Origin of the sequence: Burkholderia sp. BCC1996 (genome assembly GCF_905339955.1) — a bacterium.
GTDB lineage: Bacteria > Pseudomonadota > Gammaproteobacteria > Burkholderiales > Burkholderiaceae > Burkholderia.
On sequence record NZ_CAJPHM010000019.1, the window covers coordinates 1 to 14,305 of the forward strand.

A 14,305-nucleotide genomic window follows, 5' to 3' on the forward strand; every position below is an offset into this window, starting at 1 on the left:
CCATCACCCCGATCCTGCGCACCCGGAAAATCTGCAGGACGTGATCCAGGCGCTGAAGGACACCGACGCCGAGCTCGGTTTCGCGTTCGACGGCGACGGCGACCGCCTCGGTGTCGTCACGAAGGACGGCCAGATCATCTTCCCGGACCGCCAGCTGATGCTGTTCGCGGAGGAAGTGCTGTCGCGCAACCCGGGCGCGCAGATCATCTACGACGTGAAGTGCACGCGCCATCTCGCGCAGTGGGTGAAGGCGAAGGGCGGCGAGCCGCTGATGTGGAAGACGGGCCATTCGCTCGTGAAGGCGAAGCTGCGCGAGACGGGCGCGCCGCTCGCGGGCGAGATGAGCGGCCACGTGTTCTTCAAGGACCGCTGGTACGGCTTCGACGACGGTCTCTACACGGGCGCGCGCCTGCTCGAGATCCTCGCGAAGACGGCCGATCCGAGCGCGCTGCTCAATGCGCTGCCGGACGCGATGAGCACGCCGGAACTGCAACTCAAGCTCGAGGAGGGCGAGAACTTCCGCCTGATCGAGAAGCTGCAGCAGGAAGCGAAGTTCGACGGCGCCGACGAAGTCGTGACGATCGACGGGCTGCGCGTCGAGTACCCGGACGGCTTCGGCCTCGCGCGTTCGTCGAACACGACGCCGGTGGTCGTGCTGCGCTTCGAAGCGGAGACCAAGGAAGGGCTCGAGCGCATCCAGGCGGACTTCCGCCGCGTGCTGACGGCCGCGAAGCCGGACGTCGAGCTGCCGTTCTGAACCCCGGCGGCCTGCGGGCCGCCGCCGGTGCGACGACGGTAGAAGGATCGTCGCGCCATCCCCGAAAAGCGGCGCACGCTGACGGCGTGCGGCCGCTTTTTGCCTGTGTGCCTCCCCGGGCGCGATAAAATCGCGTCTTTATGCCTGTCGCCGGCTGTCCGCCGGCGTTTTTTCAGCGTGCAAAAGATCCTGATCGTGCGCGTGTCGTCGCTGGGCGACGTCGTGCACAACATGCCGGTGATCGCCGATATCCGGCGCCGCCACCCCGATGCGCAGATCGACTGGCTCGTCGAGGAGAGCTTCGTCGACCTCGTGCGGCTCGTCGACGGCGTGCGCGACGTGCTGCCGTTCTCGTTGCGCCGCTGGCGCAAGAAGCCGTTCTCGGGCGCGACGTGGCGCGAGATCCGCGCGTTCCGCAAGCGCCTCGCGGCCGAGCAGTACGACCTCGTGATCGACTGCCAGGGGCTCATCAAGACGGCCTGGGTCGCGAGCTGGGCGCGCGGCCCGCTCGCCGGCCTCGGCAATCGCACCGACGGCGCCGGCTACGAATGGCCGGTGCGCTTCTTCTATCGCAAGCGCGTGCCGATCGCGCCGCGCACGCACGTCGTCGAGCGCTCGCGGCAACTCGTCGCGGCCGCGCTGGGCGACCCGGCGCCGACGCCGGCCGATCCGGTCGACTTCGGCCTCGATACGCGCGCGGCGGCGCTCGCGGTGGCCGCGCTCGGCCTGAACCTGCCGGTGCCGTACGTGGTGTTCGTCCACGCGACGTCCCGTGCCGACAAGCAGTGGCCGGATGCCGCGTGGATCGAGCTCGGCCAGGCGCTCGTGCGGCGCGGCGCATCGCTCGTGCTGCCGTGGGGCAACGACGCGGAGCGCGCGACCAGCGAGCGGCTCGCGAAGGAATTCGGCGCGGCGGCGATCGTGCCGCCGAAGCTGTCGCTGCCGGCCGTGGTCGGCCTGATCGACGGCGCGGCCGCCACCGTCGGGGTTGACACAGGTCTGGTTCACATCGCGGCCGCGCTGAAGCGTCCGACGGTCGAACTGTACAATTTTGCGACGGCCTGGCGCACCGGCGGATACTGGTCGCCGAACGTCGTCAATCTCGGCACGGCGGGGCAGCCGCCGTCGATCGCGCAGGTGAAGGCGGCGCTCGCGGGCTTCGGCCTGCTGTGATGCCCGTCATGCCTGTCCTGCCTGTCACGCACGCGAACCGATCATGAGCGAATCCCAGATCATCGAAGTCCCGTCCGCCGACTGGAGCGGACACAACCTGTCGACGCCGCGCGAGCAGCTGCTCGCCGCGGTCGAGGAAGGCAAGGTGCTGTATTTCCCGCACCTGCGCTTCGCGATCGAAGGCGGCGAGGAAGCGTTGCTCGATCCGGCGCTCGCCGACCCGAAACGCAAGAACATCAGCCTCGCGCCGAACGGCGGCGCGCTCGTCGGCGTGCTCGGCGACAGCGTCACGCAATCGGCCGTGCGCGCGCTGGTCGCGCGCTTCCAGCAGCAGGCCGGCACGCTCGTCGACGGCCTGTTTCCCGAATACCGCGGCAAGCTGCGCGTCGCGCCGACGAGCCTGCGGCTGATGCAGGTCGAGACGCGCCAGACATCCTGGCGCAAGGACGACAGCCGGCTGCACGTCGATGCGTTCCCGTCGCGGCCGAACTACGGCGAGCGGATCCTGCGCGTGTTCACGAACGTGAACCCGGCCGGCCAGCCGCGCGTGTGGCGTGTCGGCGAGCCGTTCGAGGACGTCGCGAAGCGCTTCCTGCCGAAGATCCGGCCGCAGTTGCCGGGCTCGGCGTGGCTGTTGAACCTGCTGCACGTGACGAAGTCGCGGCGCAGCGCGTACGACCACCTGATGCTGAACCTGCACGACGGGATGAAAGCCGATCTCGACTACCAGAAGACTTGTCCACAGCAGACGATGCCGTTTCCGCCGGGCAGCGTGTGGATATGTTTCTCGGATCAGACTTCGCACGCTGTGATGTCCGGCCAGTTCATGCTCGAGCAGACCTTCTTCCTGCCGGTCGACGCGATGGTGCGTCGCGAATGCGCGCCGCTCGGGATTCTCGAGCGCCTGCAGGGCAGGGCGCTGGTTTGAGCGCGCCTTTTCACCGACGCAATACGAGGGCTGCTGCATGCTGAGGGCGATCTATCGCGCGCTGTGGTGGCTCGTCGCGCCGATCGCGGTGATCCGGCTCCTCGTGCGCTCGCGCAAGGAGCGCGGCTATCGCGAGCACATCGGCGAGCGCTTCGGCCACGTCGCCGGCCGTTCGCCGGACGATCGCGCGCCGCTGATCTGGGTGCATGCGGTGTCGGTCGGCGAGACGCGCGCCGCGCAGCCGCTGATCGACGCGCTGATGCGCGCGCGCCCCGACGCGCGCATCCTGCTCACGCACATGACGCCGAGCGGCCGCGCGACCGGCGAGCAGATCTTCGGCGAGCGCGTGCTGCGCTGCTACCTGCCGTACGACATGCCGGGCGCGGTGCGGCGCTTCCTGCGCGCCTGGCGGCCGACGCTCGGCCTCGTGATGGAAACCGAGGTGTGGCCGACGCTGATCGACGAGTGCCGCCGCGCGGACGTGCCGCTCGTGCTGACCAATGCGCGGATGTCCGCGCGCTCGCATCGGCGCGCGGCGAAGTTCGGCGCGGCGACGCGCGACGTGTTCGGCGGATTCTCGCGCGTGCTCGCGCAGAGCCCGGCCGACGCGGAGCGGCTGACGTCGCTCGGTGCACGCAACGTGGCGGTGCTCGGCAACCTGAAGTTCGACATGACGACACCGCCGGAGCTGGCGGCGCGCGGCCACGCATGGCGCGACGCGATCGGCACGCGGCCGGTGTGGGTCGCGGCCAGCACGCGCGAGAACGAGGAGGCGCTGGTGCTGCAGGCGTTCGCCGCGATGAAGACGGCCGGCGCGCTGCTGATTCTCGTGCCGCGTCATCCGCAGCGCTTCGCCGAAGTCGAAGCGCTGGTCGTGCGCAATGGGTTCAAGTGCGTGCGGCGTTCGGTGTGGGGCGCCGACGCCGCGGCGCTCGCGGCCGGCCGGCCGGCCGCCGAACCGTTGCCGGCCGACGTGACGGTGCTGCTCGGCGATTCGATGGGGGAACTCGGCGCGTACTATGCGGCCGCCGACGTCGCGTTCATCGGCGGCAGCCTGCTGCCGCTCGGCGGGCAGAACCTGATCGAGGCGTGTGCGGTCGGCGTGCCGGTGCTGATCGGCCCGCACGTGTTCAACTTCACGCAGGCGACCGCCGATGCGGTCGCGGCCGGCGCGGCGATGCAGGTCGCGGATCCGCTCGATCTCGCGCACGTGCTCGATGCGCTGTTCGCCGACCACGCGCGGCGCGTCGCGATGGGCGCGGCCGGCGCCGCGTTCGCGTCGCGTCATCGCGGCGCGACCGCGCGCTCGGTCGACGTGCTCGCGGCGCTGCTGCCGCCCGTCGAGCGCGGCGGGCGTGCGATGCACGGCGCGGCCGACGCATCCGACGCATCCGACGACTGAGCGGGCGGCGCAAGGCCGTCCCCCGGGCCGACGTGGCGGCGGCATGTCGCCGCCGCGTCGCTCACACCGTCAGCAATCCTTTCCTTTCGATGAACGCGACGACATCGGCGACGCCCTCGAGCGCCTTCAGGTTCGTCATCACGTAAGGCCGCTCGCCGCGCATCTTCTTCGTGTCGGACGCCATCACGTCGAGGTTCGCGCCGACGAGCGGCGCGAGATCCGTCTTGTTGATCACGAGCAGGTCGGACTTCGTGATGCCGGGCCCGCCCTTGCGCGGAATCTTCTCGCCGCCGGCCACGTCGATCACGTAGATCGTCAGGTCCGACAGCTCGGGGCTGAAGGTCGCCGCGAGATTGTCGCCGCCCGATTCGATGAACACGATGTCGGCGTCGGGGAAGCGCGACAGCATGCGGTCGACGGCCTCGAGGTTGATCGACGCATCCTCGCGGATCGCCGTGTGCGGGCAGCCGCCCGTCTCGACGCCCATGATGCGTTCCTCGGGCAGCGCGCCCGCGACCGTCAGCAGGCGCTGGTCTTCCTTCGTATAGATGTCGTTCGTGATCGCGACGAGGTCGTAGCGCTCGCGCATCGCCTTGCACAGCATTTCGAGCAGCGTGGTCTTGCCGGAGCCGACCGGGCCGCCGATGCCGACGCGCAGCGGCGGCAGTTTCTTGGTGCGGCGGGCGGAGGAGGTTGCGGGTGCGTTCATGGCGTGGATCGGGTTCAGGAGCGGAACAACCGCGAATACTGGGTTTCGTGCCGCGCGGACAGGATGCCGAGCTGCGGCGCGAACGTGTTGATGGCGTCGGGCGGCGTCGCGAGCGCGCGGCGCACGGCCGCGTCGATCGCGCCGCGCAGCGCGACAATGATGCGCTGGCCGGCGAGCTGGCCGAGCGGCACCGCTTTCAGCGCGGCCGACGTCTGGTTCTCGACCCAGCCGAATGCGTACGCGGCGAGCGTGGCGTCGGCGCCGGCACCGTGTGCGGCGGCCGCGTATGCGAATGCGGTCGGCAGCGCGATCGGCGTGAGCGATGCGAGCGTCGCGCGGCGTGCGGCATCGCCCCATTCGAGCGACGCGCACAGTTGCGCGAGCGACCAGCCCATCTGTTCGGTCTCGCGACGCAGTTCGGCCGATTCGCGGCTCGCGATGAACCATGCGTTCTCGCGCGCCAGCGCGTCGGCGTCGTGCGCGTGCCAGCGCGCGAGCTGGTGCGCGAGGAGCGGCAGCTCGCCGTGCGCGAGCACGTCGGTCAGCCCGCTCGCGATCCAGTCGCGCGCGGTGTCGGCGTCGCGGATCAGGTTCGCGTCGAGCGCGGCTTCGAGTCCCTGCGAATAGCTGAACGCGCCGATCGGCAATGCGGGCGACGCGAGATGCAGCAGCGCGACGAGCTCAGTGGTGGTCATGACCGTGGTGGCCGTGCGAGCAGCCGGGACCATGCTGATGATCGTGATCGTGATCGTGATCGTGATCGTGATCGTGATCGTGATCGTGCGAGTGCGAGTGGCCGTGGTGTTCGCCGAAGACCTGCTGCGCGAGCGCGTAGTCCTCGGCGAACGTCGCATCGTGCCCGTGCTTGTGGCCGCCGCCGTACGCGCCGGCTTCCGGCTGGAACGGTGCGCTCGTTTCTTCGACCTGCGTGCCGAGCCGGCGCAGCATGTCAGCGAGCACCGGATCGGCTTCGAGCTTCAGGTAACCGTCGCCGATCTCGACCGGCGTGTGACGGTTGCCGAGGTGATACGCGGCGCGCATCAGCGTGAGCCGGTCGGCCGCGCGCACGAGCAGCACGGTCTCGGAGGCAGCGGCGACGCGCACGAGCGCGCCGTCGTCGGCGACGAGCACGTCGCCGTCGCGCAGCACGGTGCCGCGCGGCAGCAGGACCGCGACGTCCTCGCCGGTGTCGAGCGTGGCCGCGAGGCGGCTCTTGCAGCGGGCGTCATAGGCGAGCGTGAGCGTCGGCGCGCGCGCGACGAGCGACGCGGCGAGCTTCACGTTCGGGGCAATGCGTTTGTCGAGGGTGCGCATGGAACGGAATACCGGAAATCAGAACAGGAAATAGCGCTGCGCCATCGGCAGCACCGTCGCCGGCTCGCAGGTGAGCAGCTGGCCGTCGGCGATCACGTCGTAGGTTTCGGGATCGACGCTGATCGACGGGCGCCATGCGTTGTGGATCATGTCGGCCTTCGTCACGTTGCGACAGTTGCGCACGGGCACGACGCGCTTCGCGAGCCCGTAGCGTTCGGCGATGCCCGCGTCGGCCGCCATTTGCGACACGAAGGTCAGCGACGTGCGCGCGAGCGCACCGCCGCGCGTGGCGAACATCTCGCGGTAGTGGACCGGCTGCGGCGTCGGGATCGACGCGTTCGGGTCGCCCATCTGCGCCATCGCGATCATCCCGCCCTTCAGGATCATCGACGGCTTGATCCCGAAGAATGCGGGCTCCCACAACACGAGGTCGGCCCACTTGCCGGGTTCGATCGAACCGACTTCGTGCGCGATGCCGTGCGTGATCGCCGGGTTGATCGTGTACTTCGCGACGTAGCGTTTCGCGCGGAAGTTGTCGTTGCGCGCGCCGTCCTCGGGCAGCGCGCCGCGCTGCACCTTCATCTTGTGCGCGGTCTGCCAGGTGCGGATGATCACTTCGCCGACGCGGCCCATCGCCTGCGAGTCGGACGACAGCATCGACAGCGCGCCGAGATCGTGCAGGATATCTTCGGCCGCGATCGTCTCGCGGCGGATCCGCGATTCGGCGAACGCGAGATCCTCGGCGATCGACGGATCGAGGTGATGGCACACCATCAGCATGTCGAGATGCTCGTCGAGCGTGTTGATCGTGTACGGGCGCGTCGGGTTGGTCGACGACGGCAGCACGTTCGCTTCGCCGCACACCTTCAGGATGTCGGGCGCATGGCCGCCGCCCGCGCCTTCGGTGTGGTACGTGTGGATCGTGCGGCCCTTGAACGCGGCGACGGTCGATTCGACGAAGCCGCCTTCGTTCAGCGTGTCGGTGTGGATCGCGACCTGCGTGTCGGTGTCGTCGGCGACCGACAGGCAGTTGTCGATCGCGGCGGGCGTCGTGCCCCAGTCTTCATGCAGCTTCAGGCCGATCGCGCCGGCCGCGATCTGCTCGACGAGCGGCTGCGGCAGGCTCGCGTTGCCCTTGCCGAGGAAGCCGAGGTTGATCGGCCAGCCGTCGGCCGCCTGCAGCATGCGCTCCATGTGCCACGGGCCAGGCGTGCAGGTCGTCGCGTTGGTGCCGGTGGCCGGCCCCGTGCCGCCGCCGAGCATCGTCGTGACGCCCGACGCGAGCGCTTCATCGATCTGCTGCGGGCTGATGAAGTGGATGTGCGTGTCGATGCCGCCGGCCGTCACGATCAGCCCTTCGCCGGCGATCACTTCGGTCGCCGCACCGATCGCGATCGTCACGCCGGGCTGGATGTCGGGATTGCCGGCCTTGCCGATCGCGGCGATGCGGCCGTGCTTGATCGCGATGTCGGCCTTCACGATGCCCCAGTGATCGAGGATCACCGCGTTCGTGATGATCGTGTCGGGCACCTCGGCGGCCACGCGCTGCGACTGGCCCATCCCGTCGCGAATCACCTTCCCGCCGCCGAATTTCACCTCCTCGCCGTAGGTCGTGAAGTCGCGTTCGATCTCGATCAGCAGTTCGGTATCGGCGAGCCGCACGCGGTCGCCCGTCGTCGGCCCGAACATTTCCGCGTACGCGCGGCGGCTCAAGCGTAGTGTCATGTGCTGTTCCTGAAGAGCGGGGCGCGGCTTACAGCGGCCCCATCACCTTGCCCTGAAAACCATAGACGGCGCGTTCGCCGGCCAGCTCGACGAGCTCGACGGTGCGCGTCTGGCCCGGCTCGAAGCGCACGGCCGTGCCGGCCGCGATGTTGAGCCGGAAGCCGCGCGCGGCCGCGCGATCGAACGACAGCGCGTCGTTGACTTCGAAGAAGTGGTAGTGCGAGCCGACCTGCACCGGGCGGTCGCCGGTGTTCGCGACGACGAGCGAGATCGTCGCGCGGCCCGCGTTCAGTTCGTGCTCGCCGTCGTCGGTGAGGATTTCGCCGGGGATCATGCGTGCTACCTCGGTCACGGAATCGGGTGGTGGACGGTGACGAGCTTGGTGCCGTCCGGGAAGGTCGCCTCGACCTGGATGTCGGGGATCATCTCCGGCACGCCATCCATCACGTCGTCGCGCGTGAGCAGCGTCGTGCCGTAGTGCATCACCTCGGCGACGGTCTTGCCGTCGCGCGCGGCTTCCATCAGCGCGGCGGTGATGAACGCGACCGCTTCCGGATAGTTGAGCTTCAGCCCGCGCGCGCGGCGGCGCTCGGCCAGCAGCGCTGCCGTGAAGATCAGCAGCTTGTCCTTTTCTCGGGGAGTCAGTTTCATGAAGGCAGTCGTTCAGGAAAACGTAATTTTTATCGGTGCGCGGGATGCCGGCGGGGGCGCGGTTCATCGTAGCACCGCGCCGTTCTTTCTGCGTCGTGTATCCGATATGTAAGCAGCAAGGTGCGTGCCATGTCGGTGCAGCGCGCGGCGATGCGCGATCGTGGTGCGCGATGCATGGATCGTGGGCAGCGAGGGCGGCGCTGCTGCGCCGAAACGGTGCGTGCCGGGCCGCGCGCTCAGGTCTGCCAGAGGCGCAGCGGTCGCGCGTCGGCGCCGTGCACGAGCGGGCGCAGCTGGAGCCAGCAGTCGGTGAAGTGACGCTGCAGCGCTTCCATCGACGTCGACACCGCGCGCACCAGCACGACGCCCGGCGTCACGCAGGTCGCGCCCGCGCGCAGCGTGTCGTCGAACGGCATCCGCGCGGCAAGCGTTTCGGCGAGCGCGGCATCGCACGCGGCGCCGGCCGCCCACAGCGTGCCGTACGCGGGAAAGCCGGCGAGGCCCTGCAGCGAGCCGCGTAGCGGATCGTGCGCGTCGAGCAGCGCGCGCTCGGTCCACAGCGGCCGGCCGTCGGCGTCGACGAGTGCCGAACCCGACACGATGCGGCCCGCCGACCACGTTTCGCCGGCCGCCTGCCGGCCGAGCTGCGTCGCGTCCCAGCCGATCGCGCTCGCGCCCGCGCCGAGCGTCACCGTGAAGTCCAGTGCGGCGTGGGCCGCGTCGAAGAACAGGTTGTTCTGCGGCAGCCAGTCGAGCTTCGCGTGCGCGCCGACCGTGATGCCGATACGTTGCGTCGCGTCGAGGCCGTTCGACTTGTACCACTTGGTCGCGCCGGGCGTCGTCAGCACCGCGTGCGTGCCGTCGCCGAGCGCGATGTCGATGTCGAGCCGGTCGCCGCCCGCGACGCCGCCCGGCGGGTGGACGATGACCGCGTGGCAGATCGCGTCGCCTTCCGGATACAGCGGCCGCTGCACGCGCAGCGGGCCGTCGTGCAGCCGATGGACGAGCGTCGTGCGCGCGCCGTGCCGTTCGAAGCCGAGTTCGAGACGGCCGCGCCATGACTTGGCGACGGCGGGGCGGGACAGCGGGGCGTGGGAATCGAGGGCGGACATCGGCGGGAAGCAGGGAACGGGCGCGGTGATCGAGGATGCTACCGCAACACTATACGCTTGGGTGTTCGGGTTGCCGAACGTGGCGAAGGGGAGCGGCGACGGCGCCGGCCATCGCGTGACATGCGTCGACCGTCGGCGCCACGCGTAGGCGCAATCATGCGCTGCGTGGCGCGCTACACCGCGATCAGCTCGCGCACGCCGTTCGTTTCCATGTCCCGCGCATCGCCGCCGGCGATGACCTCGCCGCGGCTCATCACCCAGTAATGGTCCGCGATCGAGCGCGCGAAGTCGTAATACTGTTCGACGAGCAGCACGGTCATCTTCGATTCGTCGACGAGCTGGCGCAGCGTGCGGCCGATGTCCTGGATGATCGACGGCTGGATGCCCTCGGTCGGCTCGTCGAGGATCAGCAACTGCGGCTCGCTCATCAGCGCGCGGCCGATCGCGAGCTGCTGCTGCTGGCCGCCCGACAGGTCGCCGCCGCGCCGGGCGCGCATGTCCTTCAGCACCGGGAACAGGTCGTAGATGCGGTCGGGCACTTTCGATGGCGCCTTGCGGCTTGCCGCGCCGACGAGCAGGTTCTCCTCGACGGTGAGCCGCGGAAAGATGTCGCGGCCCTGCGGCACGTACGCGAGCCCGGCCGCGACGCGCGCATACGGCGGCAGTGCGCCGAGCGCGGTGCCGCGCCACGACACGCTGCCGCTCTTCGCGGCGACGACGCCCATCAGGCAGCGCAGCAGCGTGCTCTTGCCGACGCCGTTGCGGCCGAGCAGCACGGTGAGCTTGCCGTCGTCGGCGGCCAGCGTCACGTTGCGCAGGATGTGGCTGCCGCCGTAGTACTGGTTCAGTGCATCGATCTTCAGCATTGCGTCACCGTCCGAGATAAGACTCGATCACCGCGTCGTCGCGCTTGACCTGGTCGAGCGTGCCTTGCGCGAGCACCGCGCCTTCGGCCATCACCGTCACGCGGCCCGTGTCGCCCGCGAGCGCCGCGACGAACTCCATGTCGTGCTCGACGACCATCATCGAGCAGGTGCCGCGCAGCGTGTTCAGCAGTTTCGCGAGTTCCATCGTCTCGTGGTCGGTCATCCCGGCCGCCGGCTCGTCGAGCAGCAGCAGGGCGGGGCGCTGCATCAGCAGCATGCCGATCTCGAGCCGCTGCTTCTGCCCGTGCGACAACTCGCCGGCCGCGCGATACGCGTCGCTTTCGAGGCCGATCAGCGCGAGCGTCTCCTCGATCTTCGCCTGCGCCGCGCGGTCGAGCCGCGCGCGCAGCGACGCGAGCCAGCCCTTGTCGGTCTGCATCGCCAGTTCGAGGTTTTCCCACACCGGATGCTGTTCGAACACGGTCGGCTTCTGGAACTTGCGGCCGATCCCCGCGCGCGCAATCGCGGGTTCGTTCATCCGCGCGAGGTCGATGGTCTGGCCGAGAAACACCTTGCCCGCATCGGGCCGCGTCTTGCCGGTGATCACGTCCATCATCGTCGTCTTGCCCGCGCCGTTCGGGCCGATCACGCAGCGCAGCTCGCCCGCGTCGATCGTGAGCGACAGCTTGTTCAGCGCGCGAAAGCCGTCGAAGCTCACCTCGATGTCCTCGAGGTAGAGGATCGTGCCGTGCGACGTGTCGATGCCGGGCGGCGCCACGCGGCCCATCGATGCGCTGCCGCTGACGGCCAGCAGCTCATCCTCGGGCGGCGGCGTGAACTGGTAGAGGGCGGTGCCGTTCATCCGCGTTTCCCCTTTGCGAGCAGCGTGTCGACGAGGCCCATGATGCCGCGCGGCAGCAGGAGCGGCACAAGCACGAAGATCAGGCCGAGAAAGAACAGCCAGTATTCGGCGAAGTACGCGGTAAAGAGGCTTTTCGCGCCGTTCACCGCGAACGCGCCGACGATCGGCCCGATCAGCGTGCCGCGCCCGCCCACCGCGACCCAGATCGCCATTTCGATCGAGTTGCCGGGCGACATCTCGCCGGGGTTGATGATGCCGACCTGCGGCACGTACAACGCGCCCGCGATCCCGCACAGCACGGCCGACAGCGTCCATACGAACAGCTTGTACGCGAGCGGGCTGTAGCCGAGGAACATCAGCCGCGTCTCGCCGTCGCGCACCGCGGTGACCACCCGCCCGAGCTTGCTGGTGACGATTGCGCGCGCAACGATGAACGCGAGCACGAGCGTCGCGAAGGTCAGCAGCAGCAGCACCGTGCGCGTGCCGGGCGACGTGATCGGAAACCCGGCGATGCGCTTGAAGTCGGTGAAGCCGTTGTTGCCGCCGAAGCCCGTCTCGTTGCGAAAGAACAGCAGCATCGCCGCGAACGTCAGCGCCTGCGTGATGATCGACAGGTACACGCCCTTCACGCGCGAGCGGAACGTGAAGAAGCCGAACACCCACGCGAGCACGGCCGGCACGAGCACGACCAGCGCGAGCGCCCACGCGAGATGCTGCGTGCCGCTCCAGTACCACGGCAGTTGATGCCAGTCGAGAAACACCATGAAGTCGGGCAGGTCGCTGCCGTACTTGCCGTCGCGGCCGATCTCGCGCATCAGGTACATGCCGATCGCATAACCGCCGAGCGCGAAGAAGAGGCCGTGGCCGAGGCTGAGAATGCCGCAGTAGCCCCACACGAGATCGAGCGCGAGCGCGGCGATCGCGTAGCACATCAGCTTGCCGGCGAGCGTCATCGCATACGCGGACAGATGGAACGCGCTCGACTCGGGCGCGACCAGCGCGGCGAGCGGCACGCCGATGCCGATCGCGACGCACAGCGCGACGAGCGCGAGCCATGCGCGGCGCGACAGCAGCGCGGGGCGGGGCGGCAGGCCGAGCGCGAACTTTTCCTCCGCACGCGCGGCGGCGGCGGGCTTCGGCGCGTCGGCGATCGGCTTCGACAACGAATCGGTGATTGAAGTCATGTCAGGCCTCCGCGCTGCGTCCCTTCGGGGCGAACATGCCCTGCGGACGTTTCTGGATGAACAGCACGATCATCACGAGCACCGCGATCTTCGCGAGCACGGCGCCCCAGAACGGCTCGATCGCCTTGCTGACGAGGCCGAGCCCGAAGCCGCCGAGCACGGTGCCGGCGATCTGGCCGACGCCGCCGAGCACGACCGCCATGAACGAATCGATGATGTAGTTCTGCCCGAGGTCGGGGCCCACGTTGCCGATCTGCGACAGCGCGCAGCCGCCGAGGCCCGCGATGCCCGCGCCGAACGCGAACGCATACGCGTCGACGCGCGCGGTCTTCACGCCGACGCACGCGGCCATCCGGCGGTTCTGCGTGACCGCGCGCACGAACAGGCCGAGCCGCGTCTTCGTCAGCACGCCCCACGCGACGCACACGACCGCGAGCGCGAACGCGAGGATCGCGAGCCGGTTGTACGGCAGGATCAGGTTCTGCATCACGGTGACGCCGCCGCTCATCCACGACGGGTTCACGACCTGCACGTTCTGCGCGCCGAACAGCATGCGCGTCGCCTGGATCAGGATCAGGCTCACGCCGAAGGTCGCGAGCAGCGTCTCGAGCGGGCGGCCGTACAGGTGCCGCAGCACGAGCCGCTCCAGCACGACGCCGACCAGCGCGGCCGTCGCGAACGAGACGGGCACCGCGACGAGCGGATACCAGTCGAACGCGGCCGGCGCGTAGCGCTGGATCAGCGTCTGCACGACATAGGTTGCGTACGCACCGATCATCAGGAATTCACCGTGCGCCATGTTGATCACGCCGATCAGCCCGTACGTGATCGCGAGGCCGAGCGCCGCGAGCAGCAGCACGCTGCCGAGCGACAGGCCCGCGAACACGGTGCCGGCGATTTCGCCGCGGCGCTGCAGCGCGTGCAATGCGTCGAGGCCTTGCTGCGCGGCGTCGCGCACGCGCGCGTCGGGTTCCGTGTAGCTGCCGTCGGCATTCTTCGCGACGAGCGGGCGCAACTGCTCGATCATGTCGAGGTCGCGGCGCGCGGCCACCACCTGCACGGCTTCCAGACGCTTCGCCGGATCGGCGTCGTGCAGCGCGGCGATGGCCCACAGTGCGTCGAGGCGGCGCTTCAGCGCGGGATCGGTTTCCTTCGCGCGCGCGCGATCGATCATCGGCTTGAGCGCCGGGTCGGGCGACTTCAGCAGCGCATCGATCGCGTCGCGGCGCGCGGCGACGTCGGGCGACGCGAGTGCGAGGCCCGACAGCGCGCCGGCGATCTTCGTGCGCAGCAGGTTGTTCAGCATCACGGGCTGCGCGTCGCCGGCCGGCGTCGCGGCTTGCGTGAGCGCGTCGTGCGCGGTGTCGCCGGTCTGGATCAGCAGGCGGCCGTCGCCGGTCCCGAGCGCGTCGCCGCTCGACAGCGCATTGAGCAACGCGACGGCGCGCGGGTCGGCATCGGCGGCGAGACGGTCGACCGCGGCCGTCTTCGCGTCGAAGTCGTCGCCGGCGAGCGCGGCGGTATCGGCGGCCGTCAGGGCGAACGCGGCGCGCGGCAGTGCGCCCGCCAGCGCGGCACAGGCGACGACCGCGACGGCGGCGCGGCGAAAGCGTGTAGGCATC

14 protein-coding genes and 1 pseudogene are annotated in these 14,305 nt (G+C 69.6%); 4 read left to right on the forward strand and 11 right to left on the reverse strand.

From position 1 onward, the window contains the following. The 4 genes and pseudogenes from U4Z64_RS25315 to waaA form a co-directional block, all read left to right on the forward strand. Positions 1 to 757 (forward strand): annotated as a pseudogene (locus tag U4Z64_RS25315) (phosphomannomutase/phosphoglucomutase); the annotation flags it as partial. 177 nt (positions 758 to 934) lie between these two features. Then, positions 935 to 1,930: a lipopolysaccharide heptosyltransferase I gene (gene waaC, locus U4Z64_RS25320; protein WP_415750595.1), complete on the forward strand. Its 996-nt coding sequence runs from the start codon at positions 935 to 937 to the stop codon at positions 1,928 to 1,930. Positions 1,931 to 1,973: 43 nt separating this feature from the next. Beyond that, positions 1,974 to 2,858: a Kdo hydroxylase family protein gene (locus tag U4Z64_RS25325; protein WP_321821427.1), complete on the forward strand. Its 885-nt coding sequence runs from the start codon at positions 1,974 to 1,976 to the stop codon at positions 2,856 to 2,858. A 37-nt stretch (positions 2,859 to 2,895) separates the two neighbouring features. Further along, the gene (waaA, locus tag U4Z64_RS25330) at positions 2,896 to 4,260 is read left to right on the forward strand and encodes a lipid IV(A) 3-deoxy-D-manno-octulosonic acid transferase (protein ID WP_321821428.1); all 1,365 of its coding nucleotides are present in this window, start codon (positions 2,896 to 2,898) and stop codon (positions 4,258 to 4,260) included. 61 nt (positions 4,261 to 4,321) lie between these two features. On the opposite strand, the gene ureG is transcribed toward waaA, so the two are convergent. The 11 genes from ureG to urtB form a co-directional block, all read right to left on the reverse strand. Then, the gene (gene ureG / locus U4Z64_RS25335) at positions 4,322 to 4,969 is read right to left on the reverse strand and encodes an urease accessory protein UreG (RefSeq protein ID WP_044846268.1); all 648 of its coding nucleotides are present in this window, start codon (positions 4,967 to 4,969) and stop codon (positions 4,322 to 4,324) included. Between the two features lie 14 nt (positions 4,970 to 4,983). Continuing rightward, positions 4,984 to 5,664 carry an urease accessory protein UreF gene (locus tag U4Z64_RS25340; protein WP_321821429.1) on the reverse strand — a complete coding sequence of 227 codons (681 nt, stop codon included), beginning with the start codon at positions 5,662 to 5,664 and terminating at the stop codon, positions 4,984 to 4,986. Further along, positions 5,651 to 6,283 (reverse strand): urease accessory protein UreE, encoded by a 633-nt coding sequence (gene ureE / locus U4Z64_RS25345; protein ID WP_321821430.1) that lies wholly within the window; start codon positions 6,281 to 6,283, stop codon positions 5,651 to 5,653. Before ureE ends, U4Z64_RS25340 begins: the two co-directional genes overlap by 14 nt. 18 nt (positions 6,284 to 6,301) lie before the next feature. Next, positions 6,302 to 8,008 (reverse strand): urease subunit alpha, encoded by a 1,707-nt coding sequence (gene ureC, locus U4Z64_RS25350; RefSeq protein WP_321821431.1) that lies wholly within the window; start codon positions 8,006 to 8,008, stop codon positions 6,302 to 6,304. Positions 8,009 to 8,036: 28 nt separating this feature from the next. Then, on the reverse strand, positions 8,037 to 8,342 hold the full coding sequence (locus U4Z64_RS25355) for an urease subunit beta (protein WP_044846264.1): 306 nt from the start codon (positions 8,340 to 8,342) through the stop codon (positions 8,037 to 8,039). Between the two features lie 14 nt (positions 8,343 to 8,356). Next, entirely contained in the window at positions 8,357 to 8,659 is a 303-nt protein-coding gene (gene ureA, locus U4Z64_RS25360) for an urease subunit gamma (protein ID WP_006406310.1), read from the reverse strand. Positions 8,660 to 8,895: 236 nt separating this feature from the next. Then, positions 8,896 to 9,771 (reverse strand): urease accessory protein UreD, encoded by an 876-nt coding sequence (locus tag U4Z64_RS25365; RefSeq protein ID WP_321821432.1) that lies wholly within the window; start codon positions 9,769 to 9,771, stop codon positions 8,896 to 8,898. Positions 9,772 to 9,944: 173 nt separating this feature from the next. Beyond that, positions 9,945 to 10,637: an urea ABC transporter ATP-binding subunit UrtE gene (gene urtE / locus U4Z64_RS25370; protein ID WP_124521600.1), complete on the reverse strand. Its 693-nt coding sequence runs from the start codon at positions 10,635 to 10,637 to the stop codon at positions 9,945 to 9,947. Positions 10,638 to 10,641: 4 nt separating this feature from the next. Further along, on the reverse strand, positions 10,642 to 11,499 hold the full coding sequence (gene urtD, locus U4Z64_RS25375) for an urea ABC transporter ATP-binding protein UrtD (RefSeq protein ID WP_321821433.1): 858 nt from the start codon (positions 11,497 to 11,499) through the stop codon (positions 10,642 to 10,644). Then, a complete protein-coding gene (gene urtC, locus U4Z64_RS25380; protein WP_044846260.1) occupies positions 11,496 to 12,683 on the reverse strand; it encodes an urea ABC transporter permease subunit UrtC in 1,188 nt (395 codons plus the stop codon). The genes urtD and urtC overlap by 4 nt, the downstream gene beginning before the upstream one ends. A 1-nt stretch (position 12,684) precedes the next feature. Next, positions 12,685 to 14,304, reverse strand: coding sequence for an urea ABC transporter permease subunit UrtB (urtB, locus tag U4Z64_RS25385; RefSeq protein ID WP_321821434.1), 1,620 nt, complete (start codon positions 14,302 to 14,304; stop codon positions 12,685 to 12,687). Position 14,305 lies beyond the last annotated feature (1 nt).

Excerpts from the sequence above, each read along its gene's own strand:
- urtB (WP_321821434.1), bottom strand. The coding sequence starts at position 14,304 with ATGCCTACACGCTTTCGCCGCGCCGCCGTCGCGGTCGTCGCCTGTGCC.
- U4Z64_RS25340 (WP_321821429.1), bottom strand. The coding sequence starts at position 5,664 with ATGACCACCACTGAGCTCGTCGCGCTGCTGCATCTCGCGTCGCCCGCA.
- U4Z64_RS25355 (WP_044846264.1), bottom strand. The coding sequence starts at position 8,342 with ATGATCCCCGGCGAAATCCTCACCGACGACGGCGAGCACGAACTGAAC.
- U4Z64_RS25365 (WP_321821432.1), bottom strand. The coding sequence starts at position 9,771 with ATGTCCGCCCTCGATTCCCACGCCCCGCTGTCCCGCCCCGCCGTCGCC.
- ureC (WP_321821431.1), bottom strand. The coding sequence starts at position 8,008 with ATGACACTACGCTTGAGCCGCCGCGCGTACGCGGAAATGTTCGGGCCG.
- U4Z64_RS25325 (WP_321821427.1), top strand. The coding sequence starts at position 1,974 with ATGAGCGAATCCCAGATCATCGAAGTCCCGTCCGCCGACTGGAGCGGA.
- urtE (WP_124521600.1), bottom strand. The coding sequence starts at position 10,637 with ATGCTGAAGATCGATGCACTGAACCAGTACTACGGCGGCAGCCACATC.
- ureG (WP_044846268.1), bottom strand. The coding sequence starts at position 4,969 with ATGAACGCACCCGCAACCTCCTCCGCCCGCCGCACCAAGAAACTGCCG.
- urtD (WP_321821433.1), bottom strand. The coding sequence starts at position 11,499 with ATGAACGGCACCGCCCTCTACCAGTTCACGCCGCCGCCCGAGGATGAG.
- ureA (WP_006406310.1), bottom strand. The coding sequence starts at position 8,659 with ATGAAACTGACTCCCCGAGAAAAGGACAAGCTGCTGATCTTCACGGCA.
- waaA (WP_321821428.1), top strand. The coding sequence starts at position 2,896 with ATGCTGAGGGCGATCTATCGCGCGCTGTGGTGGCTCGTCGCGCCGATC.
- urtC (WP_044846260.1), bottom strand. The coding sequence starts at position 12,683 with ATGACTTCAATCACCGATTCGTTGTCGAAGCCGATCGCCGACGCGCCG.
- ureE (WP_321821430.1), bottom strand. The coding sequence starts at position 6,283 with ATGCGCACCCTCGACAAACGCATTGCCCCGAACGTGAAGCTCGCCGCG.